Source organism: Trichococcus shcherbakoviae (assembly GCF_963666195.1).
GTDB lineage: Bacteria > Bacillota > Bacilli > Lactobacillales > Aerococcaceae > Trichococcus > Trichococcus shcherbakoviae.
On record NZ_OY762653.1, the window covers coordinates 2,808,806 to 2,831,093 of the forward strand.

At 46.2% G+C, this 22,288-nt stretch carries 24 protein-coding genes; all 24 read left to right on the top strand.

Annotation, left to right across the window (positions count from 1 at the left end; translation table 11 throughout):
- Nucleotides 1–20 precede the first annotated feature (20 nt).
- The 24 genes from ftsY (at nt 21) to ACKPBX_RS13395 (ending at nt 22,276) form a co-directional block, all read left to right on the top strand.
- On the top strand, nt 21–1,034 hold the full coding sequence (ftsY, locus tag ACKPBX_RS13280) for a signal recognition particle-docking protein FtsY (RefSeq protein ID WP_219582328.1): 1,014 nt from the start codon (nt 21–23) through the stop codon (nt 1,032–1,034).
- Nucleotides 1,035–1,255: 221 nt separating this feature from the next.
- Nucleotides 1,256–1,603 carry a putative DNA-binding protein gene (locus ACKPBX_RS13285; RefSeq protein WP_086628138.1) on the top strand — a complete coding sequence of 116 codons (348 nt, stop codon included), beginning with the start codon at nt 1,256–1,258 and terminating at the stop codon, nt 1,601–1,603.
- Between the two features lie 20 nt (nt 1,604–1,623).
- On the top strand, nt 1,624–3,036 hold the full coding sequence (ffh, locus tag ACKPBX_RS13290) for a signal recognition particle protein (RefSeq protein WP_319995610.1): 1,413 nt from the start codon (nt 1,624–1,626) through the stop codon (nt 3,034–3,036).
- A 92-nt stretch (nt 3,037–3,128) separates the two neighbouring features.
- A complete protein-coding gene (gene rpsP / locus ACKPBX_RS13295) occupies nt 3,129–3,401 on the top strand; it encodes a 30S ribosomal protein S16 (RefSeq protein WP_068560440.1) in 273 nt (90 codons plus the stop codon).
- 13 nt (nt 3,402–3,414) lie between these two features.
- Nucleotides 3,415–3,660: a KH domain-containing protein gene (locus ACKPBX_RS13300; protein WP_086628136.1), complete on the top strand. Its 246-nt coding sequence runs from the start codon at nt 3,415–3,417 to the stop codon at nt 3,658–3,660.
- Nucleotides 3,661–3,819: 159 nt separating this feature from the next.
- Nucleotides 3,820–4,335: a ribosome maturation factor RimM gene (rimM, locus tag ACKPBX_RS13305; RefSeq protein WP_140185937.1), complete on the top strand. Its 516-nt coding sequence runs from the start codon at nt 3,820–3,822 to the stop codon at nt 4,333–4,335.
- Nucleotides 4,335–5,090 carry a tRNA (guanosine(37)-N1)-methyltransferase TrmD gene (gene trmD, locus ACKPBX_RS13310; RefSeq protein ID WP_140185935.1) on the top strand — a complete coding sequence of 252 codons (756 nt, stop codon included), beginning with the start codon at nt 4,335–4,337 and terminating at the stop codon, nt 5,088–5,090. Before rimM ends, trmD begins: the two co-directional genes overlap by 1 nt.
- A gap of 159 nt (nt 5,091–5,249) precedes the next feature.
- The gene (rplS, locus tag ACKPBX_RS13315) at nt 5,250–5,603 is read left to right on the top strand and encodes a 50S ribosomal protein L19 (RefSeq protein ID WP_086628133.1); all 354 of its coding nucleotides are present in this window, start codon (nt 5,250–5,252) and stop codon (nt 5,601–5,603) included.
- Between the two features lie 126 nt (nt 5,604–5,729).
- Nucleotides 5,730–6,164, top strand: a complete 435-nt coding sequence (locus tag ACKPBX_RS13320) for a hypothetical protein (RefSeq protein ID WP_233442740.1) — start codon at nt 5,730–5,732, stop codon at nt 6,162–6,164.
- A gap of 36 nt (nt 6,165–6,200) precedes the next feature.
- Entirely contained in the window at nt 6,201–7,010 is an 810-nt protein-coding gene (locus tag ACKPBX_RS13325; protein WP_319995611.1) for a Cof-type HAD-IIB family hydrolase, read from the top strand.
- 32 nt (nt 7,011–7,042) lie between these two features.
- A complete protein-coding gene (locus ACKPBX_RS13330; RefSeq protein ID WP_319995612.1) occupies nt 7,043–7,801 on the top strand; it encodes a prolyl oligopeptidase family serine peptidase in 759 nt (252 codons plus the stop codon).
- A gap of 64 nt (nt 7,802–7,865) precedes the next feature.
- A complete protein-coding gene (locus ACKPBX_RS13335; RefSeq protein WP_168173172.1) occupies nt 7,866–8,210 on the top strand; it encodes a metal-sulfur cluster assembly factor in 345 nt (114 codons plus the stop codon).
- Between the two features lie 130 nt (nt 8,211–8,340).
- Nucleotides 8,341–10,962, top strand: a complete 2,622-nt coding sequence (gene clpB, locus ACKPBX_RS13340; RefSeq protein WP_086628129.1) for an ATP-dependent chaperone ClpB — start codon at nt 8,341–8,343, stop codon at nt 10,960–10,962.
- A 159-nt stretch (nt 10,963–11,121) separates the two neighbouring features.
- On the top strand, nt 11,122–11,724 hold the full coding sequence (locus tag ACKPBX_RS13345; RefSeq protein WP_086628128.1) for an NfeD family protein: 603 nt from the start codon (nt 11,122–11,124) through the stop codon (nt 11,722–11,724).
- Nucleotides 11,721–12,707, top strand: coding sequence for a flotillin-like protein FloA (gene floA, locus ACKPBX_RS13350; RefSeq protein WP_086628127.1), 987 nt, complete (start codon nt 11,721–11,723; stop codon nt 12,705–12,707). Before ACKPBX_RS13345 ends, floA begins: the two co-directional genes overlap by 4 nt.
- Complete coding sequence (locus tag ACKPBX_RS13355; protein ID WP_144339926.1) at nt 12,704–13,357, top strand: hypothetical protein; 654 nt, start codon at nt 12,704–12,706, stop codon at nt 13,355–13,357. The genes floA and ACKPBX_RS13355 overlap by 4 nt, the downstream gene beginning before the upstream one ends.
- A 21-nt stretch (nt 13,358–13,378) precedes the next feature.
- Nucleotides 13,379–14,134 (top strand): sugar phosphate isomerase/epimerase family protein, encoded by a 756-nt coding sequence (locus tag ACKPBX_RS13360; RefSeq protein WP_319995613.1) that lies wholly within the window; start codon nt 13,379–13,381, stop codon nt 14,132–14,134.
- Nucleotides 14,135–14,276: 142 nt separating this feature from the next.
- The gene (tgt, locus tag ACKPBX_RS13365) at nt 14,277–15,422 is read left to right on the top strand and encodes a tRNA guanosine(34) transglycosylase Tgt (RefSeq protein WP_086628206.1); all 1,146 of its coding nucleotides are present in this window, start codon (nt 14,277–14,279) and stop codon (nt 15,420–15,422) included.
- Nucleotides 15,423–15,499: 77 nt separating this feature from the next.
- A complete protein-coding gene (gene yajC / locus ACKPBX_RS13370) occupies nt 15,500–15,847 on the top strand; it encodes a preprotein translocase subunit YajC (protein ID WP_086628124.1) in 348 nt (115 codons plus the stop codon).
- A gap of 34 nt (nt 15,848–15,881) precedes the next feature.
- Entirely contained in the window at nt 15,882–16,163 is a 282-nt protein-coding gene (locus ACKPBX_RS13375; protein WP_086628123.1) for a post-transcriptional regulator, read from the top strand.
- A gap of 624 nt (nt 16,164–16,787) precedes the next feature.
- A complete protein-coding gene (gene adhE / locus ACKPBX_RS13380) occupies nt 16,788–19,391 on the top strand; it encodes a bifunctional acetaldehyde-CoA/alcohol dehydrogenase (RefSeq protein ID WP_321381209.1) in 2,604 nt (867 codons plus the stop codon).
- Between the two features lie 219 nt (nt 19,392–19,610).
- The gene (locus tag ACKPBX_RS13385; RefSeq protein ID WP_319995614.1) at nt 19,611–20,255 is read left to right on the top strand and encodes a metal-dependent transcriptional regulator; all 645 of its coding nucleotides are present in this window, start codon (nt 19,611–19,613) and stop codon (nt 20,253–20,255) included.
- Nucleotides 20,256–20,280: 25 nt separating this feature from the next.
- Complete coding sequence (gene dinB / locus ACKPBX_RS13390) at nt 20,281–21,411, top strand: DNA polymerase IV (protein ID WP_319995615.1); 1,131 nt, start codon at nt 20,281–20,283, stop codon at nt 21,409–21,411.
- 43 nt (nt 21,412–21,454) lie between these two features.
- A complete protein-coding gene (locus ACKPBX_RS13395; RefSeq protein WP_086628119.1) occupies nt 21,455–22,276 on the top strand; it encodes a ZIP family metal transporter in 822 nt (273 codons plus the stop codon).
- Nucleotides 22,277–22,288 lie beyond the last annotated feature (12 nt).

A 22,288-nucleotide genomic window follows, 5' to 3' on the forward strand; every position in this document is an offset into this window, starting at 1 on the left:
ATAAGAAAGGAAGTGTTCAGATGGGATTATTTGATCGAATAAAACGCGCATTTACAGGTGAAGATGTCGTTCAGACACCGGTAACCGAAGAAACTAAGATCGTCATCGACAAATTCGACAAAGGCATGGAGAAGACGCGCAAAAGCTTTTCGGAGAAGATGAATGAACTTTTCGCCGGCTTCAGAGAGGTGGATGAAGAGTTTTTTGACGACTTGGAGGAAACGCTGATATCCGCAGACGTCGGGTTTGATATGACATTGGCACTTTCGGATGTGCTGCGTGATGAAGTCAAGATGAAGAACGTGCGCACCGGAGAACAGGTGAAGAATGTCATCATCGAAAAAATGGTCGAAATCTATGAAAAAGGCCAGACGGAATTGCCTACCATCAAAAAAAATGAAAACGGGCCGACCGTCATCCTGTTTGTGGGCGTAAACGGCGTAGGGAAAACGACGACCATCGGTAAGTATGCTTATCAGTTGAAGAACCAAGGGAACAGCGTCTTGTTGGCGGCCGGAGATACTTTCCGGGCCGGCGCTATCGAACAGCTGGAGGTTTGGGGACAGCGTGTCGGTGTGCCGGTCGTGACGAGCGATGCTAAAAGCGATCCCGCTTCCGTCGTTTATGATGCGTTGAAGCAAGCCAAAGAAGAAAACTACGATTATCTGCTGATCGATACAGCAGGACGATTGCAGAACAAAGTGAACCTGATGAAGGAATTGGAGAAGATCAATCGGATCATCGCAAGGGAAATCCCCGGCGGCGCAACCGAAACGTTGTTGGTGCTGGATGCCACTACGGGTCAGAACGCTTTGATACAGGCTAAGCAATTCAAGGAGACGACTGATGTCACCGGCTTGATCCTGACGAAGTTGGATGGCACAGCGAAAGGCGGCGTCATCCTCGCGATCCGCCAGGAAATGGATATACCCGTCAAATTCGTCGGTTTGGGTGAAGGCTTGGATGACCTGCAGGTGTTCGATCCGGAACAGTACATCTACGGACTGGTAAAAGACCTGCTTGAGAAAAAATAACGAAGCGGTTTGTCCTTCCCGATGAGGCACGCTTCATAAGAAAAACGAAAGCAGCATGGTCAGGCCGGCAATCCCGATGCGATTGCCGGCCTGACCTTACTTTTTGTTGCGGCAACACTGCTTCAGTGCAATTTATGGTTGACTAAGCTAGGCAAAATCGTTAATCTAATGAAGTGTAAAGATTTTTTCTTGACAATCCGTACGAGAAGGAAGGTATTCTGATGGAACTGGAAAAAACCAATAATATGAATACTCTTTATGAATTCTATAATGTCCTGTTGACCAACAAACAGAAAGGCTATCTTTCTTTGTATTATGGCGATGACTACTCGTTGGGCGAGATTGCTGAAGAATTCGCGATCAGCCGGCAGGCAGTGTACGATAATATCAAGCGCACCGAAAAAATTCTGATGGATTACGAACAGAAATTGAAATTGGCGCAAAACTATAGCCTCCGAAACAAAAAATTGGACGAATTGGCGAACTATGCCGAAGAAAAATATCCCGCAGACAGAACTTTGCAGAGCTTGATCAACAATCTGGAAGAACTGGATGACAAAGACGAATAAACAGTAAGGAAGTGGCAAATATGGCATTTGAAGGGTTATCCGAGCGTCTCCAGGGCGCGATGACCAAAATCGGCAAAAAAGGTAAAATTACGGAAGCCGATCTGAAGGAAATGATGCGTGAAGTACGTCTGGCTTTGCTTGAAGCTGACGTGAATTTTAAAGTCGTGAAAGAATTCGTTAAAAAAGTGAATGAACGAGCGTTAGGTTCTGATGTGCTCGAGTCGCTTTCGCCAACACAGCAAGTCATCAAAATCGTCAACGAAGAACTGACTGAATTGATGGGCGGGCAGCAGGAACCGTTCCAATTTTCTGCCAAACCACCGACTGTCGTAATGATGGTCGGCCTGCAGGGTGCCGGTAAGACCACAACTGCCGGAAAGCTTGCCAATTACATGAAGAAAAAAGAAAACAAACGCCCGATGCTGGTTGCCGCCGACGTCTATCGTCCGGCAGCGATCAATCAGTTGCAGACCTTGGGCAAACAATTGGATTTCCCGGTGTACGCATTGGGTACCGAAGCAAATCCGGTCGATATAGCGAAGCAAGCCGTTGAACAAGCCAAACTAGATGGACGCGATCTGGTCATCATCGATACGGCGGGACGACTGCACGTGGATGAAGTGTTGATGACAGAATTGAAGAACATCAAAGCTGCCGTCAATCCTACAGAAATCCTCTTCACGGTGGATGCCATGACCGGTCAGGACGCTGTCAATGTTGCGCAATCCTTCAATGAACAGCTCGGCATAACTGGTGTCATCCTTACCAAACTGGACGGGGACACACGCGGCGGGGCGGCGCTTTCCATCCGTTCCGTAACCGGGAAACCGATCAAATTTACGGGTCAAGGCGAAAAATTGGAAGATTTCGAACCATTCTATCCTGAACGCATGGCTTCCAGAATCTTGGGCATGGGCGATCTGATGACGTTGATCGAACGCGCGCAACAGGATTTTGATGAGACAAAAGCGGCAGAAATGGCCGAGAAAATCCGCGAGAACACCTTCAACTTCAATGATTTCATCGAGCAGATGGATCAAGTCACCAACATGGGGCCACTTGAAGACCTCCTGAAGATGATTCCGGGTATGAGCAACGTTCCGGGACTGGACAAAATGAAGATCGATCCCAAAGATGTGGCCCATATGAAGGCAATCGTGCTTTCGATGACGCCCGCAGAACGCGAAAATCCCGAACTCCTGTCCCAGAGCAGACGCAGACGGATCTCGAAAGGTTCCGCAAGATCGTTGGCGGAAGTCAACCGTCTGATCAAGCAGTTCAACGAATCCAGGGATATGATGAACAAGATGTCCAAAGGCAATTTTGCAGGGATGGAAGGCCTCCTCGGTCAAGGCACGAAAGGCAAAATGGGTAAAATGGCCATGCAACAAATGGCCAGACGGATGAACAAAAAGAAGAAAAAGAAAAAATAATTCCAAGTGTAAAGAGAAAACACTTTACAAGCAAATGGAAAACTGGTAATATATAAAAATGTGAGATATAGATATATGGAGGTGTTATATAAATGGCAGTTAAAATTCGTTTAAAACGTATGGGTTCTAAAAGAAACCCGTTTTACCGCGTCGTTGTAGCTGATTCACGTTCTCCACGTGATGGACGTTTCATCGAAAAAGTAGGTACATACAATCCAGTTGTTGAACCGGCTGAAGTTAAATTTGACGAAGAGTTGGTTTTGAAATGGTTAGCTGAAGGTGCACAACCTTCTGATACAGTTCGTAACTTACTTTCTCAACAAGGTATTATGAAAAAATTCCACGACTCTAAGTTAGCTAAATAAAAGGGTGGTTTAAATGCCTGAAATTTCAGATTTAATCCTGGCAATTGTCAAACCTTTAATCGTCCACGATGATAAGATGTCCATCGAAATCAAAGAGACAAGTGAGTTCATGGAATATCACTTGCATCTTGATGCCGAGGATGTCGGCCGTGTGATCGGGAAACAGGGACGTGTCGCTAGGGCGATCCGTACAATTGTATACAGTGTCAGAACCAAAGGCACAAAACGTGTCCGCCTTGTGATCGAAGGGGCCGAATAATCCGCTCCAATTGCGGGTCCGGTCTTTTCCACTCGGTGGATGCCTAACTTAATAGCGAATAGATAGAAGCGGATGATGATACAATTGTAGCACTTATCCCTTCTATTTTATTATGTACAGAAACGTTGACAGCACGATTTATGTAAGGAGAGGTGAAAAATGGAAAAATTTTATGATGTCGGAAAAGTTGTGAATACGCAAGGGCTTAAAGGTGAAGTGCGTGTCATTTCCAGCACTGATTTTGCGGATGAACGCTATAAAAAAGGGGCTACGCTCTACTTGTTCCGCGAAAACAGTGAGCCAATCACTCTGAAGGTAGCCAGCCACCGTGTGCACAAGAATTTCAATATGCTGACATTCGAGGGGTATAACCGGATCGAAGAGGTCGAACCGTTCAGAGGGGGAATCCTGCGAGTTTCCGAATCGCAGTTGGAGGATCTTTCGGATCATGAGTTCTATTATCATGAAATCATCGGATTGTCCGTCGTCAGTGATGCCGGCGAAGAATTGGGTATCATCAAAGAAATTTTGCCGCTTGGGGCGAATGATGTGTGGGTTGTATCCAAACCAGGCCGAAAGGATTTATTGGTTCCGTATATCGCTTCCGTAGTGGAAAAGGTATCTTTGGAAGATAAACAGGTCACAATCCACATTCTAGAAGGAATGATGGACTGATGAAGATAGATGTATTGACGTTGTTTCCGGCGATGTTCGAAGGCCCTTTGTCCGAGTCGATCATCGGAAAAGCGATCGAGAGCGGTCGTGTTTCGATCACTTGCACGAACTTCCGCGATTATTCCGAAAATAAACACAATTCCGTCGATGATTATCCTTTCGGCGGCGGGGCAGGCATGCTGCTGCGCGCGCAGCCGATTGTGGATGCGCTGACGGACATCGAGGTCCAATCTCCCGAAACCAAAAAAAGGATTGTCCTTTTGGATCCATCCGGAAAAACCTTCAATCAGGAACTGGCGGAAGAGTTTGCCGAGGAAGAGCACATTGTCTTCATCTGCGGCCATTACGAAGGCTTCGATGAACGCATCAAACAACATGTGACGGATGAAGTTTCAATCGGTGATTACGTCCTGACGGGCGGCGAATTGGGCGCGATGGTCATGATCGATGCGACTGTCCGGCTGTTGCCGGCAGTATTGGGCAATGAGCAATCGAACAAGACCGATTCATTCTCGACCGGGCTGCTCGAGCATCCCCAATATACGCGACCACGCGATTTTCGGGGGGATGTCGTCCCTGAAGTGCTTTTCAGCGGCAACCACCAAAAAATCGCTGATTGGCAAGAAAAAGAATCTTTGCGCAAAACCTGGCTGAGACGTCCGGAAATGTTGGAAAAGATCACTTTGTCGAAAAAGCAGCAAGCCTGGTTGGCGGAGATACTGCTTGAAGAAAAGGCAGATAATGAAGCGCAATAGTGCGCCTTGAAATTCAAACAATGTAAACGAAAAATACTTTACACGTCAAAATTATTGTGGTAGAATTCTACAGGTGAGCAGAGAGACTGCTCCACATAATACGATATTCCGCTGTGCTGAAAGATTGTGTATGAATGTCGGTTGGAAGGAGAAAAAAACATGAGTCAATTACCATTGATTGAAGCAATTACACAAGGACAATTACGTAGTGATATTCCTACATTCCGTCCTGGAGACACTGTTCGCGTCCACGCTCGCGTAGTCGAAGGAACAAGAGAACGTATCCAATTATTCGAGGGCGTAGTCATCAAACGTCGCGGATTCGGAATCAGCGAAACTTATACAGTACGTAAAATTTCCAACGGTATCGGTGTGGAACGTACATTCCCATTGCACACACCTCGTGTAGCTCAAATCGAAGTTGTTCGCTTCGGTAAAGTGCGTCGTGCAAAACTTTATTACTTGCGCGCATTACACGGAAAAGCTGCTCGTATCAGAGAAAAACGTCGTTAATATTCCGCATGACATATGGAAAGGTCTGGACTTCGGTTCCGGACCTTTTTTGTATATCGTGATAAGCGTAATTCTTGGGGAAAATGTGCTATACTAGTAGCACCATATATGAAAAGAGTGATAGTTTTGACGATATTAGCAGCGCTTGACCAAAAGTTCCAAGAAAAAGGCATGCCACTGAAAAGTCATCCCATCCAAAATGGTCAGTATTTGTATCAGGGGAAATTCAATCTCGATAAAGAACATTCCTTGCCGTTCGGTGTAGTCATCGCGAAAGATGAGGCCGAAAGTGATTTTCAGATCAGCTACAGAAAATTGGCTTACCTGAATAATTACGCTGATAAAGTGAACCTGTTGGAACTGATCAATGAATTGAACCAAACCAAGACTTTTTATTATACACTTTGCCTGGCGGGGGATGGCGAGATTTTCCTTCGGCTTTTGGGCCGCTCGACAACCGATGTCAAACCACTATATGAAATGCTCGTGATCGGATCGAATATCGCAAAGGTCATGACAGCAGAATTAAAAAGCAAATTTCCGTCGCTTGGGATCGAATGAGTATTCGTCTCTGACGCGGAAAACGCAGGAGGAACTATGAAACAAAAACTAATCGCTTTAGATTTGGATGGAACCACACTCAACAATCAGTCGTTGTTGAGCGATCGGACCAAAAATGTGCTGGCAAGGTTGCAAAAGGATAACCATCTGGTCATGATCGCAACTGGCCGTCCCTACAGAAACAGCAAAGAATTTTATGAGACGCTCAAGATGACCACTCCATTGGTGAACTTCAACGGTGCCTTATGCCATAATCCCACTGACAACAATTGGAGTAATTATTACCACAAGACGCTGAACAAAGATTTTGCGATGGATCTGATCGAACAACGTGAAGAAATGGGAATCGATTTTATCTGCATAGAAGGCAAGAACAAGCTTTTCGCATCCACCGCAACGCTGCCGTCAAACGAATATTTCCCGAAAAATTTGTTGGCGACGCAAATCACTTCGAAGGATACGCTGTCGGAAAATCCTACTTCCATGAATGTGTTTTCGGACGAACGGAATTTGGAAGCCATCCGGGATCGGATTTTGGCGCGTTATGGGAATTCCATCGAAATCCGGACGTGGGGTGGCACGATGCCCTGCCTTGAAATCGTCTCCGCCGGCGTCCAAAAAGCACTTGGCGTTGAAGTGGTCGCGAATAACTACGGCATCAAGCGGGAAGATATTCTTGCCTTCGGTGACGAGGACAATGATATGGAAATGATCCGCTATGCTGGTCATGGTGTCGTCATGCAGAATGGGATCACGGCATTAAAGAAGATTGCCGACGATGTAACGACGCATACGAATCATGATGACGGTTTGGCAATCTATCTGGAAAAATATTTTTGCCTATAGCAGCAGATCAGAGCTGAAAAAGAGGGATCCAATTGATCGTAATCGAAAGAAAAATCATTCATAATATACCGATTCTGGAAATCGTTGAAGAAGCTAAGAAAAATGAGGCCATTCCGCTCGCATTCTTTTATCATGGCATCACGAACCAAAAAGAGCGAGGCCTGGAGCCCGGTTATGCGTTAGCCAGCAACGGTATGCGGGTGGTCATCCCCGATGCCTATCGCCATGGTGAACGCAAAGATGAAGCCTATGCTGGCGAACCGGCGGCAGAATTCTGGTCGGTCGTCCTGCAAAACATCAAAGAACTTCCCGATATTGTAGCGGTCTACGTTGAAGCGGGGTTGGCAAAAAGGGAAAAAGTCTCGGTCACAGGCCTTTCGATGGGAGGCATCACGGCCTGCATCGCCTTGACGCAATACCCTTGGATCCATTCGGCAGCCTGTCTGATGGGCAGCCCGGATCCGATCGGTTTGTCCCATTGGGCATTGAAGTCCCGTTGGGTGGAGGGCCTACCGCCGATTGATGATGAGAAAGTCAATGCCTTGATGGCGCCATTTGAAAGCCTGAGCCTCAAAGAACATCCGGAAGCGCTCGTGGACACGCCGTTTTATATCTGGCATGGCACAGCCGATGAAAGTGTTCCATACCAACAGATGGCTCAGTTCGTCAGCTCAATCAGTGGGGAAGCTTTTGCGGATAATATTTGCTTCCGGTCAACAGAGGGGGCCGGGCATAAGGTTCCTTACGCTATTTTTGAGGAAATGGCTGCATTTTTGGGGAACGTATATTAGCATTGAATTTCTATGCACAAACTGTTATCATCAAATTAATCCAGAAAGGGTAGAGGTGTATGCAATGACTGAAGAGATAAATCCCCAATTTTCGCAAGAAGAATTGGAAAGCATAAAAGAACGCGTCTTGGCGGCGCTTGAGCAAGTGATAGATCCGGAATTAGGGATAGATATCGTCAATTTGGGTTTGATCTATGAAGTGGAATTGGAACAGGATGGCTTCTGCCTGATCAAAATGACGCTCACAACGATGGGCTGCCCATTGGCGGATGTCATCACCGATGAAATTCATCGTGCGTTGAAAGCTGTTCCTGAAGTAACCGAAACGCAAGTGAAATTGGTATGGTATCCTGCCTGGACGACAGATAGAATGTCCCGCTATGCACGCATCGCGTTAGGAATCCGATGATGAAAAGAACAACAAAGGAAATCACCTTTGTTGTTCTTTTTTTTCGCGTTATAATTTGACCAATTCTGACCATAGTCGTATACTTGTCCTATAAAGCATGAATGCAGTAGAATTTCGAGGAGGTCCTAGCATGGAAATGGAAAAAATGACGACAGCCCTGCAGCAGGCAATAGCAGAAGCGCAACGTATCGCCATGGTGCGCAAGCACCAGACCATCGATGTCGCCCATCTGTGGAAAATATTTCTGCAGCCGGATAGTTTTGCGCGCAATTTTTATATCGATTCAGGGGTGGCGGTCGAGGCATTTGAATCGGCAGTTGACAAGGAACTGGATAAATCAGTGGTGATTGAGGGCACTTCCGTCCAGTATGGGCAAACATTCAGCCAAAATCTGTACAATCTCTTTCTGGAAGCAGACCGCAAGCGGTCGGAGTTGAAGGATGATTTCATCTCCACGGATACGGTGCTTTTGAGCTTGATGACACTGAAAAATCATCCTTTGACCAAATTTCTGGGAAATCAAGGTCTTACGGAAAAAATGATCGCCGAAAAAATCAAGGATATGAGAGGGGGAGAACGCGTGACTTCGCAAAATCAGGAAGATCAATATGAAGCGTTGGAAAAGTATGGCATAGACCTTGTGCAGGCAGTCAGGAGCGGAAAACAAGATCCGGTCATCGGCCGGGACGAAGAAATCAGGGATGTCATCCGCATTTTGTCGCGAAAAACAAAAAATAACCCGATCCTGATCGGTGAACCGGGCGTCGGCAAAACCGCCATCGTGGAAGGTTTGGCCCAACGGATCGTGAAAAAAGACGTGCCGGATAACCTGAAGGACAAAACGATCTTTTCATTGGATATGGGCTCTTTGATTGCGGGAGCCAAATACCGCGGGGAATTCGAGGAACGCCTGAAAGCAGTATTGAAAGAAGTGAAGAAAAGCGACGGCCGCATCATCCTGTTCATTGATGAGATCCATACGATCGTCGGGGCTGGGAAAACCGAGGGGAGTATGGATGCCGGCAATCTGCTGAAACCTATGCTGGCCAGAGGTGAATTGCATTGTATCGGAGCGACCACTCTGGATGAATACCGCCAAAATCTGGAGAAGGACAAGGCCTTGGAGCGGAGATTCCAGAAGGTATTGGTGAAAGAACCCACAGTTGCCGACACAATCAGCATCTTGAGGGGATTGAAGGAACGGTATGAAATCCACCACAGCGTCAATATCCATGATAATGCCCTCGTTGCGGCCGCGACCTTATCCGATCGCTACATCACTGACCGGTTTCTGCCGGATAAGGCAATCGATCTTGTCGATGAGGCATGCGCAAACATAAAAGTGGAAATGAATTCGATGCCCACCGAATTGGATCAAGTGAGCCGCAAACTGATGCAACTCGAGATCGAAGAGGCAGCCCTGAAGAAGGAATCCGACGATCAGAGCAAGAAAAGATTGGCGACTCTGCAAGTCGAGTTGGCCGATCTGCGCGAAGAATCAAATGAATTGCGCATGAAATGGGGCAATGAAAAGGAAGAGGTCGAAAAGCTGCGTGCCAAACGGGAGGACCTGGAGGACGCGCGCAGACAGTTGGAGGATGCGGAAGCCGACTATGACCTGGAACGGGCGGCAGTTTTGCGCCACGGCAGTATCCCGCAGATGGAAAAGGAATTGGCGGCTCTCGAAAAGGAGAATGCAGCCCGGAGAGGTAAAGAAGGCAACCTTGTCCAGGAATCGGTCACCGAAAACGAAATCGCAACAGTTGTGGGACGGATGACCGGCATCCCGGTTACGAAGCTGGTTGAGGGTGAAAGGGACAAACTCCTGAAATTGGAGGAAACGTTGCATAAGCGGGTCATCGGGCAAGAGGAAGCAGTGGAGAGCGTCACGAATGCCGTTCTGCGCTCGCGTGCCGGCTTGCAGTCGCCTAACCGTCCAATCGGGTCTTTCCTGTTCCTGGGGCCTACTGGAGTCGGGAAAACGGAATTGGCGAAAGCCTTGGCGGAAAATCTGTTCGACTCAGATGAACATATGGTCCGACTCGATATGAGCGAATACATGGAAAAATTTTCAGTTTCCCGGCTCATCGGGGCACCCCCTGGCTATGTCGGTTACGAAGAAGGCGGTCAGTTGACGGAAGCGGTCCGCCGAAGCCCTTATACGATCATTCTCTTGGATGAAATCGAGAAGGCGCACCCGGATGTCTTCAACATTCTGTTGCAAGTATTGGATGATGGCCGTTTGACCGATTCGAAAGGGCGCGTGGTCGATTTCAAAAACACTGTCTTGATCATGACCAGCAACATCGGGTCTCAGCTCCTGCTGGAAGGTGTCCAATCCGATGGAACCATCCCGGAAGAGGTGGCCAATGAGGTCATGAAGGTATTGAAAGGGTCGTTCAAGCCTGAATTTTTGAACAGGATCGACGATACCATCCTCTTTACGCCATTAAGCAAAGCGGATGTCAAAAAGATCATCGTCAAAATGGTCAAGGAACTATCCAATCGGCTGGCGGACAAACAGATCCAGCTCGCCGTTTCTGATGAGGTTGCAGCCTGGATAGCGGATAATGCTTACGATCCGATTTACGGCGCTCGGCCGCTCAGAAGATTCATCTCAGCTGAGATCGAGAATCCATTGGCACGCGCCATCATAAAGGGCGATATCCATGAGAATCAGTCGGTGACGGTGACTTTGGTTGGGAATCAAGTTGGATTCCAGACCGTCGATCTTGCTGAATTTCAACAATAATTTGACAAGTCATTTAGCAAAGAGGAAGTCCTGAAAGGGATTTCCTTTTGTTATTTTTGTATTTGCGGTAAAATGATAATATAAATTTTCTTATCTTTATCTTCAAGGATATGACTGTTTATTGTTGCTATCGGAACGAAGCCGAAGGAGGCGTTCATCTTGCTGTTTTTGGTTATCGGATTTCTGTGTCTGGTTTTTATGTTGTTCACTTCGAAGTATTATCTCTTCGGAGCTGCGGCCGTCCTGAGTTTTTTGTTGTATTTCCTGTATTTCGGGAGCGGGAACTGGCTGACTTTGCTACTGTTCCTGTTCGGAATAATGTTGTTGATTGTTGAATTGTTCATACCTGATTTCGGGCTGGTGGGGATCGCGGGTTTCCTGATGGTCGCAGCCGGCCTGTTTTTGAACAATGAACGCATTTTGGAAAGTGTGCTGGATGTCAGTTTAGCAATCATCATTTCCGGTGTGGCGACGTCAGTGCTGTTGAAAAAAGGTTATAAATTCTTGCCGGACCGCAGCAAATTGATTTTGGACACTTCCCTGAATCGGGAGCGCGGGTATTCGTCCAGCAAAGACTATTCCGAATTCTTGGGAATGATAGGCACAGCCACGACGACGCTGCGGCCGGCCGGGAAAGTCGCTATCGGAGGTGTGGTGCTCGACGTAGTCAGTGATGGGAAGATCATATTTGAAGGAAAGCAGATTCAGGTTATCCAGGTTGAAGGGGTCAAAATTACAGTCAAGGAGTTGGATGGAGAATGACAGAAGGATTGATAGGACTCATCTTTATTGCATTGTTTGTCGTACTGTTTTTATCTTTATTTTTCCGTTTTGTGCCGGTTGGTCTATGGATCACGGCTTACTTTTCGGGAGTGAAAGTCAAAATTTCAAATCTGGTCGGCATGCGCTTGCGCCGGGTAATACCTTCTATGATCGTGCAACCGATGATAAAAGCCACAAAAGCGGGACTGATAATTGATATAAATGAATTGGAGGCACATCATCTTGCTGGCGGAGATGTCAATATGGTCATCGATGCGCTGATTGCAGCGCAGCGTGCCGATATCGATTTAGGTTTTGAAAAAGCGGCTGCCATCGATTTGGCCGGTCGTAATGTATTGGAAGCAGTGAAAATGAGCGTTAACCCAAAAGTCATCGAAACACCGATCATCGCGGGTGTCGCCATGAACGGGATAGAAGTGAAAGCCAAAGCAAAAGTAACGGTACGTGCCAACATTGAACGATTGGTCGGTGGTGCTGGCGAAGAAACGATCATCGCCCGTGTCGGCGAGGGGATCGTCACTACCGTCGGCTCTGCAAAGATGCACACTTCCGTACTGGAGAATCCGGACTCCATTTCCCAAACGATCCTGAAAAAAGGTCTGGACTCGGGTACCGCCTTTGAGATACTGTCCATCGATATCGCCGATGTTGACGTCGGCCGTAACGTGGGCGCAAAACTGCAGGCGGAGCAAGCGGAGGCAGACAAGCGTGTAGCCCAAGCAAAAGCGGAAGAACGCCGTGCTTTTGCGGTCGCAGAAGAACAGGAAATGATTGCTGAAGTGCAAAGGATGCGGGCGAAAGTGGTCGAAGCCGAAGCTGAGGTGCCGTTGGCGTTGGCTGAAGCACTGCGCAACGGAAACATAGGCGTGATGGATTATTATAAAATGAAAAATATTATAGCGGATACTGAAATGAGGAGCAGCATTTCAGAGTTTCCGGCAGATAGAAGCGAACCGGAATGACTAGCCTAACCTTTCTTTTACCGATCCTGTTGCCGATCCTATTCCTAGTGTTCTTTCTCTCTGTGCTCATCTCGATAGTCAAACGGATAAACCGGCTAGCTGAGAACGCCAGACTTCGAGCGGGTACATCCCAAGCAGCTGCCATGCAGCAGACAGTTCGCCAGTCGTTTGATGGTGCCGGAAATGAGAATGCGAAGCAACTGATCAAAAAACTGGCTACATTGAAGCCTGAGCAGGTCTATGGCTTTTTCCAGGAGCGTCTGCCCGAAAAATATCTGCGGGAAGTCAGCCGGATTTTGGCCAACCGAAATTGGCGAAGGGAAATCCTGATTTTCGTTAACCGCGAAAATCTGTGGCAGCTGCTGTTGCGGGCGAATACGCCAAAAACAGGCAGCGACCAAAATGACACGGAAACTGCGTATGAAACCGCTGAAGTACAAGAGTTTACGGATTATAATATGGACCCTGCCGTGGGGTTGGCTGATGACTTCACCGTCTTTTCTGAAGACAAGAAGGAATTGAAGACCGCTAAAAGAATGGAGAAATCCACCATTCAGAACAAGAAAAAATATTCCGGCAATCAAAAAGCATTGATGCGAGCCGTCATTGCCAAAGAAATACTCGATAGGCCGGACTTTGACCGCAAATAGGACATTGAAGGAGACAGATGGATGGCAAGAGAGATTGGATTGAACACTTTAGCGTACATGCATAGATTTGCGGACAGTAAAGTGGAACAAAAAGAAATATTGCAGGAAATCAAGGGAATGGGTTTCCCGATTGTGGAAGTCAGAAGAGAGTACATCCTGTCCGGCAAAACGGAAATGAAGGAAATAGCTCAGCGAGCCTCGGCGTCTGGCTTGAAGGTGTTCTATTCCGTCCCGACGGAACTCTTTACAGCAGGCGTGTTGAATGCACAAATGGGCAACTATTTTGAGGAGGCCTCGCTACTGGGCGCGGTCCAGCTGAAAGTGACGTTAGGGGAATTCCGAGGATTCACAGCCAAGCTGACTGAAGAAGTACGGCAATTGTTGACTGCCTATCCCATCCGTTTGACGATAGAGAATGATCAGAGCGCAGAGAAGGGCAGCCCGGCTGTCCTGATGGGTTTCATTGCTGAAGCCCGTAAAGCCTCATTGGACATCGGACTGACTTTTGACACGGGCAATTTCATTTACATCGACAGCGATCCTTTCGTTGCAGCTAAGGAAATGCGCGATGTCGTAAGCTACATCCATATCAAAAACGTTGCCGTTACGGAGAACGGAATTACGTTATCCGGCCTGGAATCCGGGTTGGTGGATATGCGCCGTCTTTTGTCGTTGTTCCCGGACTCAGTGCCGGCCAGCATCGAATATCCATGCGGAGTCGGCGATGAAGCGACAAAAACCATCATCGCTGATTACAAAAAGATCCGATCCTGGTGATCGGTCCTTTGCCGATATCATTACGAATCAGGAATGCAATCCTTATTATCGGGATTGCATTTTTTTAATAGCGAATACAAGAAAATAGTGTGCGACTGTGGTATACTGATTGCCGGATATCTATAAGAAAGAAGTGAATACATTGACTGAACCAGCGATTCGTTATCGCCTTATCAAAAAAGAAAAACACACAGGTGCTCGCTTGGGAGAGATTATCACCCCCCACGGCACTTTTCAGACACCCATGTTCATGCCGGTAGGGACTTTGGCAACCGTTAAGACCATGTCTCCTGAAGAATTGAAGACGATGGGCTCACAGATCATTCTGAGCAACACTTATCACTTGTGGCTTAGACCGGGCTCCGACTTGGTTGAAGAGGCAGGAGGCCTACATAAATTCATGAATTGGGACAGAGGGATTTTGACCGATTCAGGCGGCTTCCAGGTCTTCTCATTAAGCCAGAACAGACAGATCACCGAGGCTGGCGTACATTTCCGGAATCATCTGAACGGTTCGAAAATGTTCCTGTCACCGGAAAAAGCGATCCATATCGAAAATCAATTGGGTGCCGACATCATCATGAGTTTTGATGAATGCCCTCCTTATAGCGAAAGCTATGATTACATCAAAGCATCGGTCGAAAGAACGACAAGATGGGCAGAGCGTGGCCTTGAAGCCCACAAAAAGCCCAATCAACAAGGCTTGTTCGGTATCATCCAAGGAGCAGGCTACAAGGATTTAAGGCTGCAGAGCGCCAAAGAATTGATTTCCTTGGATTTTCCAGGCTATTCGATCGGTGGACTTTCGGTCGGTGAAACGAAAGAAGAGATGAATGGTGTGCTTGATTATCTGACGCCAGTCATGCCCGAGAACAAACCAAGGTATCTGATGGGCGTAGGGGCACCGGATTCCTTGATCGACGGAGTCATCCGCGGAATCGATATGTTCGACTGCGTCTTGCCTACCCGTATAGCGCGGAACGGCACTTGTATGACAAGCAGCGGTCGTTTGGTCATCAAAAATGCGAAATATGAACGGGATTTCCGTCCGTTGGATGAAAAATGCGATTGCTACACATGCAAAAATTATACACGTGCGTACATCCGTCATTTAATCAAAGCTGATGAAACATTTGGCTTGCGCTTGACTTCGTATCATAATCTCCATTTCTTGATAAACCTGATGAAAAATGTGCGCCAAGCCATCATGGATGACAATCTGTTGGAATTCAGGGAAGCATTCGTGGAAGAGTATGGCTTCAATGTTGAAAATCCGAAGAAGTTTTAGGTTTTGGGTAGTAGTCTATCTTAAAGTTTGGTAAAGTGGATTATAGATAAAAATAATACACAGATGGAGGAAAATGTATGGATACAGTAATCATGATTGCCTTTTATGGGGTGTTGTTCGGCGTAATGTATTTCATCCTGATCAGACCACAAAAGAAACAAGCGAAAAAAACGCAAGATATGCTGAGTCAAATCAAGCCAGGGGATAAAGTGGTGACCATCGGCGGCCTGCACGGAATTGTCGAAGAAGTCAATTCCGCTGATAACACAGTTGTATTGGATTGCGAAGGGATCTTCTTGACTTTTGAAAAACGCTCTATTTCACGTATTTCAAAGGTTGCCACAATCACAACTGATGATGCGATTGTCGAAGATTATTCAGCAACCGAATCAGAGCAAGAACAAGAGAACAAAAGCGAAGAGTAAAGCGATTTGATTCATCGGAAAGGAGGGACGGCGATTGTCGAATATATCAGAGAAACAATATGATCAATTGAAGCCTTGGTTCAAACTAAAAGCAACTGAGTTCAATCAACTGGGCTACGATAACATCCAAGTCGACGATATCTATCGCTATTTCAAGGAATTTTCTTGGAAGCATACTGTCCCTCCGCATTATTACCAACAGATCCGGGATATCATGAAGACGACGGTAAACCACTATTTCGACTTTGTTGCTTTGGAAGCGCAAGTCTACAAGGTCTCTTCATTGGATGAAATCAATTTTGATGACTTCCTGTAAATAGTTACACGCAAAAAGCGCAATACTTCAGAGTATTGCGCTTTTTTTGCAGCTGACTTTATGACATTCATTATTGATCTTGATTCATTGATAGAAGTTAAATACTAACGTACGATTTGGAAAAGCAAACATATTTTCGTATAATATCCTTGTGAGTCGATCGCTTTTTGATGACTCCACCGAAGCGGGACGATTTTAGCCCTGAAAATCAAGCGGAATTATTTTATCGCTTGAATATGAATCGCTAAATACAAAAAAAAGGGGGGTTCTACTATTAGTAAGCGGATTTATTCGGGTTGGTTGCCTCGAGATTGCAGATATCGACAGGACAGGGACGTTAAACGACCATGTATTTTTCCGTAATAAAAATAATTCCAAAAAAACTTTTTTCAGCATATATTCCGAACAATGATAATAATTTCACAATCAAAAGGTTGGGAAATAGAATGTTTCCATTAACTATTTGTGAAAACAAGTAGAGATAAAAACCTATTCTGAACACGCTTACAGGGCCTGTATGGAAAATAAGTGAAGAATATCACATTTATCCGCTTTACAAACGAAATCCCATGAAATATAATAAGCATGTGAAAAGGATAACATACATTTTTAGGAGGATCTCACATGAGTAAAGAAAAAGTAGTTTTAGAGGAGAAAAAACCCATGATGACTGCAAAAGAAGAAATCAGCAACTACACTGGAAAAGCCCAAAAAGCTTTGACTCTATTTGAAGATTATACCCAAGAACAAGTCGACCACATCGTCCACGAAATGGCATTAGCTGCAATGGAGCAACATATGCCACTTGCAAAAATGGCAGTTGAAGAAACAGGTCGAGGCGTTTATGAAGATAAATGTATCAAAAACATGTATGCCGCTGAAAACATTTGGCATTCAATCAGAAAAAATAAAACAGTCGGAATCATCGAAGACAATAAAGTTGATCAAATCATGAAGGTTGCCGCTCCTGTAGGCGTTGTTGCCGGTATCATCCCAACAACCAACCCAACTTCGACAACAATCTTCAAAGCAATGATCTGTATGAAAACAAGAAACCCGATCATCTTCTCTTTCCACCCAAGCGCAGAAAAATGTTCGGCTGCAACTGCAAAAGTTGTTTACGATGCTGCCATCAAAGCAGGCGCACCTGCTGACTGTATCCAATGGGTAGAAGGCGTATCAATGGAAAAAACAGCTGAATTGATCAACCATCCAGAAGTTGCTGTCGTATTGGCTACTGGTGGAGCTGCAATGGTTAAAGCTGCTTATTCTACTGGTAAACCAGCATTGGGAGTTGGTCCTGGTAACGTTCCGGCTTACATCGAAAAATCAGCAAACATCAAACGTGCTGTAAACGACATCATCGTTTCAAAAACGTTCGACAACGGTATGATCTGTGCTTCAGAACAAGCTGCAATCGTCGACAGCGAAATCTATGATGAAGTCAAAAAAGAATTCCAATTGCACAATGTATACTTCGCTAAACCTGAAGAAATTCAACAATTGGAAGACGTCGTGATGAATGATGCCAAAACTGGCGTGAGACCGAATGTTGTCGGCATGCACGCTCGTAAAATCGCTGAATTGGCTGGATTGAACGTTCCTGCAAACACTAAAATGTTGATCGCTGAATTACCGGGCGTCGGAGCAGAATACCCAATGTCAAGAGAAAAATTATCTCCAGTATTGGCTATGATGAAATCAGACAGCGCAGAGCATGGTTTCCAACTATGCAAACAAATGCTTGATTTGGGTGGCTTAGGTCACTCGGCTTCACTGCATACTCGCCGCAATGATTTGATTGAGCAATTCGGAAAAGAAATGAAAGCTTGCCGCGTTCTTATCAACTCTCCATCTTCTCAAGCTGGTATCGGTGACTTGTACAACAATAATATCGCTTCATTAACTTTGGGTTGCGGATCTTACGGCAGAAACTCAGTTTCTCATAACGTTTCTGCATTAGATTTATTGAACGTGAAAACTGTTGCTAAAAGGAGAAATAACATGCAGTGGATTAAATTGCCAGAGAAGGTTTACTTCGAAGAAAATTCAGTTAGATACTTACGTGACATGAAAGATGTCGAAAGAGTCTTCATCGTCTGCGACGACGGCATGGTCAAATTCGGCTATGTGGATGTAGTCATCGAACAATTGAAACAACGCAACAACAAAGTATCTTACGCAATCTTCTCAGATGTTGAACCTAACCCGACAACAAACACTGTAAACCGTGGTACTGAAAAAATGCGCGACTTCAAACCGGATACAATCATCGCAATCGGCGGAGGTTCTCCAATGGATGCTGCCAAAGCGATGTGGTTGTTCTATGAGCACCCAGAAAGCGACTTCTTCGGCGCTAAACAAAAATTCTTGGATATCCGCAAACGTACTTACAAGATCAAGGACATGGAAAAAGCGAAACTTGTCTGCATCCCTACTACATCAGGTACTGGTTCGGAAGTAACGCCATTCGCGGTTATCACAGACAGCGAAACACACATCAAGTACCCATTGGCTGATTACGCATTGACTCCGGATATTGCCATCGTGGATCCACAATTCGTATACAGTGTTCCTAAATCTGTAACTGCAGATACTGGTATGGACGTATTAACGCATGCCATCGAATCTTTTGTTTCCGTATTGGCAAACGACTACACTAAAGGTTTGAGCTTACAAGCCATCAAACTGGTATTCGAAAACCTTAGAAACTCATACAACTACGGCGATCAAGAGTCTCGCGAGAAAATGCACAATGCTTCTACTATGGCTGGTATGGCCTTCGCGAATGCGTTCCTGGGTATTTCCCACTCGATCGCACACAAAATCGGCGGACAATGGGATCTGATCCACGGCCGTACGAACGCTATCCTGTTACCGCATATCATCCGCTACAATGCAATCGATCCGCAAAAACATGCGTTGTGGGCTAAATACGAGTACTTCCGTGCAGACGAAGACTACGCTGAAATCGCTCGCTACCTAGGATTCAAAGGCAACACGACTGCTGAATTGGTCGAAGCTTTGGCTACTGAAATCACTAAATTAGGTCAAGATATTGGCATCAAGATGAACTTCCGCGATCAAGGCATCACTGATGAAATGCTTGAACGCGATGCAGACCGCTTGGCTGAATTGGCATTCGAAGATCAATGTACAACAGCTAACCCTAAACAACCATTAATCTCAGAATTGAAAGAAATCATCTACGCAGCCTACAAAGGTTAATAGTAGATAAGGAAAAGCCGGGACATGCTCCCGGCTTTTTTGTTGTTCGAAAATCATTTTAGGTTTATGCCAATTTGTCGCCAACCCTCTTTTCCCATTGCAGAAGTGGGTTATATAGTGACAGTGAACGGAATATTGTGGTTTTTAGGCTTGTAATCAAGTGGATTTGTCGTATAATATAAAATATAGTTTAGGTTAACCTAAAAGAGGAGGGAGCGCATGACGCCGCACAAAGAGGATTATCTGAAAGTAATCATGGAGTTGGGTGGAGACAAACAGCTTGTCAATAATAAGCAGATTGGGCAGGCTTTATCCGTATCCGCCGCTTCTGTAACCGAAATGTCCGTCAAGTTGCTTAAGGATGGCTTTATCAGCCATATCCCATACCAAGGAGTGCAGATTACCGACAAAGGTCAAGTGATTGCAAACAAGCTGATCCGCAAACATCGACTTTGGGAAGTATTCCTATCGGAAAAATTGGATTTCAACTGGGACGAAGTGCATGACGAGGCGGAATTGTTGGAGCATGTCTCATCGGATCGCTTGATCGATAGCTTGGATGCCTATTTAGGTTTTCCTAAGTATGATCCACATGGGGGCGTGATACCCGACAAAGAGGGTCGGATCGAAGTTTATGAGAGCAAACCTTTGATAGAGTTGGAAGTCGGCAGCCGCTTCATCATCAGGGAAGTTGATGACGATCAGGAATTTCTGGCGTATCTGCTCAACAAGGGCGTAAAGTTAAGCGTCCCTTATCTGTTGACAAATGTGGAGCCGTACGAAGGCCCATATACCTTTGAGGCCCAGAATCATCAGTCTTACCAAATCAGCTTCAAAGCGGCAAGTAAAATTCACGTTCAATGAATCAGTGCAAAGCAAGGAGAACAGTATGCAGATTGGGATCTTGACCTTTAAGGAACCCGAAAATGATAAAAGCAGAAAGATCATCCATGTGTATATGGATGCCTTCTACGCTTCAATCGAAGAAAGGGACCATCCGGAACATCGCGGCAAACCGATCGTCATTGCGAATCATCCGAGAGATACCGGTCGCAAAGGGGTCGTGACTACAGCCAATTATGCCGCCAGGAAATTCGGGATCCATTCGGCGATGAGTGCGCAAAAAGCATTTGAACTCTGCCCGGAAGCCATCTTCATTCCTCCGCGGATGAGCCATTACAAGATTGTTTCCCAACAGATCAGGGGAATATTCGCGCGCTACACCGATTTGATAGAACCTTTGTCTCTGGATGAAGCCTATCTCGATGTCACAAAGAACAAGCGGAATCTGTCCAGTGCGACAGTGATTGCCAGGAACATCCAAAGGGAAGTCTGGCAGGAAACGGGTCTGACTTGCTCGGCAGGTGTTTCCTACAATAAATTCATCGCTAAAATTGCTTCCGACTTCCGGAAACCGGCTGGCATGACTGTGATCACGCCAAATGATGCAGCCCGCTTTCTGCGCGAACTGCCTATCGAAAAGTTTTATGGCGTCGGCAAGAAGACAGTCGAAAAGATGAAACTGTTGGGCATCCATTCCGGAGACGATCTCTATCTTTTTGATCAATCTGAATTGCTTTCACAATTCGGGAAGCACGGATATATCCTCTATCAACGGGTCAGAGGCATCGATAACCGACCTGTGGAGCCTGAACGGGAAAGGAAATCGATCGGGAAAGAACACACCTTTACCCTGTTTTTGACTGATGAGGAACAGGTCAGGTTGGAACTGAAACAAATCGCTCTGGCTGTCCAAGTAGCGCTGCATAACAACAAATTGCACGGGCGGTCGATTGTGTTGAAGATCCGCTACGCTGATTTCGATACGATAACCAGAAGGAAAACCCGTATCGATCATTTTTCCCAAGCGGAGGATATTTTCCGTCATGCCTGGGAACTGTGGTTGGACCACGGTACGATAGAACGGCACGTGCGTTTATTGGGGATAACCGTAACCCAGCTCGACCCGATCCACTACGAGAACATTCAATTGCCATTATGGGACACGACGCATCTGTAACAGAAATCATTCATCATTTCATCACAAAGGGGAGATAAAAATCATGTTAGAGTCATTCGGTCAATTAAATCCAATTATGCAAGCGTTCATAGCGGGATTATTCACTTGGGGTTGTACCATCGTAGGTGCCTCATTTGTGTTTTTCTTCAAATCGGTCAACCGCAAAGTCCTTGACGTCATGAGCGGCTTTGCTGCCGGGGTCATGATAGCCGCATCGTTCTGGTCATTGTTGGCTCCATCCATTTCCCATGCCGAAGAGAGCGGCTACGGTGGCTTGTCATGGGTTCCGGCGGCGATCGGTTTTTTGCTGGGTGGCGTGTTCCTGCGCATGACGGATAGAATCGTCCCCCATCTGCACTTGGGTGAACCGATGGAACACCGGGAAGGTCCGCAGACCCAAGCTTCCCGCAATCTGTTGTTGTTCCTTGCGATCACGATCCATAACATTCCTGAAGGCTTGGCAGTCGGAGTCGGTTTTGGAGCGGTCGCAGCCGGCATATCCGAAGATAATACACTATTGAGTGCCATTGGTTTGGCAATCGGTATCGGCATCCAGAACATACCTGAAGGATCGGCCTTGTCAATGCCGATCCGGGCTGATGGAAACAGCAGGATGAAGGCCTTCAATTACGGCCAGCTTTCTGCCATCGTTGAGCCGATTGCGGCAGTCATCGGGGCAGCTGCCGTCATATCGATGAGCGCGATTTTGCCATACGCACTCGCGTTCGCTGCCGGTGCGATGATCTTTGTTGTTGTCGAGGAACTGATACCGGAGTCGCAAACGAACGGAAACAGCGATATTGCCACGATGGGACTTATGGTCGGCTTCACAGTCATGATGATCCTTGACGTCGCTTTAGGATGATGAATAATCCGT

Bases quoted from the DNA above. Each gene is read 5' to 3' on its own strand.
- ACKPBX_RS13385 (WP_319995614.1), top strand. From the start codon at position 19,611: ATGACGCCGCACAAAGAGGATTATCTGAAAGTAATCATGGAGTTGGGT.
- floA (WP_086628127.1), top strand. From the start codon at position 11,721: ATGACAGAAGGATTGATAGGACTCATCTTTATTGCATTGTTTGTCGTA.
- yajC (WP_086628124.1), top strand. From the start codon at position 15,500: ATGGATACAGTAATCATGATTGCCTTTTATGGGGTGTTGTTCGGCGTA.
- ACKPBX_RS13360 (WP_319995613.1), top strand. From the start codon at position 13,379: ATGGCAAGAGAGATTGGATTGAACACTTTAGCGTACATGCATAGATTT.
- ACKPBX_RS13285 (WP_086628138.1), top strand. From the start codon at position 1,256: ATGGAACTGGAAAAAACCAATAATATGAATACTCTTTATGAATTCTAT.
- rplS (WP_086628133.1), top strand. From the start codon at position 5,250: ATGAGTCAATTACCATTGATTGAAGCAATTACACAAGGACAATTACGT.
- trmD (WP_140185935.1), top strand. From the start codon at position 4,335: ATGAAGATAGATGTATTGACGTTGTTTCCGGCGATGTTCGAAGGCCCT.
- rpsP (WP_068560440.1), top strand. From the start codon at position 3,129: ATGGCAGTTAAAATTCGTTTAAAACGTATGGGTTCTAAAAGAAACCCG.
- ffh (WP_319995610.1), top strand. From the start codon at position 1,624: ATGGCATTTGAAGGGTTATCCGAGCGTCTCCAGGGCGCGATGACCAAA.
- ACKPBX_RS13335 (WP_168173172.1), top strand. From the start codon at position 7,866: ATGACTGAAGAGATAAATCCCCAATTTTCGCAAGAAGAATTGGAAAGC.
- rimM (WP_140185937.1), top strand. From the start codon at position 3,820: ATGGAAAAATTTTATGATGTCGGAAAAGTTGTGAATACGCAAGGGCTT.
- adhE (WP_321381209.1), top strand. From the start codon at position 16,788: ATGAGTAAAGAAAAAGTAGTTTTAGAGGAGAAAAAACCCATGATGACT.
- clpB (WP_086628129.1), top strand. From the start codon at position 8,341: ATGGAAATGGAAAAAATGACGACAGCCCTGCAGCAGGCAATAGCAGAA.
- ACKPBX_RS13395 (WP_086628119.1), top strand. From the start codon at position 21,455: ATGTTAGAGTCATTCGGTCAATTAAATCCAATTATGCAAGCGTTCATA.
- ftsY (WP_219582328.1), top strand. From the start codon at position 21: ATGGGATTATTTGATCGAATAAAACGCGCATTTACAGGTGAAGATGTC.
- ACKPBX_RS13300 (WP_086628136.1), top strand. From the start codon at position 3,415: ATGCCTGAAATTTCAGATTTAATCCTGGCAATTGTCAAACCTTTAATC.
- ACKPBX_RS13355 (WP_144339926.1), top strand. From the start codon at position 12,704: ATGACTAGCCTAACCTTTCTTTTACCGATCCTGTTGCCGATCCTATTC.
- dinB (WP_319995615.1), top strand. From the start codon at position 20,281: ATGCAGATTGGGATCTTGACCTTTAAGGAACCCGAAAATGATAAAAGC.
- ACKPBX_RS13325 (WP_319995611.1), top strand. From the start codon at position 6,201: ATGAAACAAAAACTAATCGCTTTAGATTTGGATGGAACCACACTCAAC.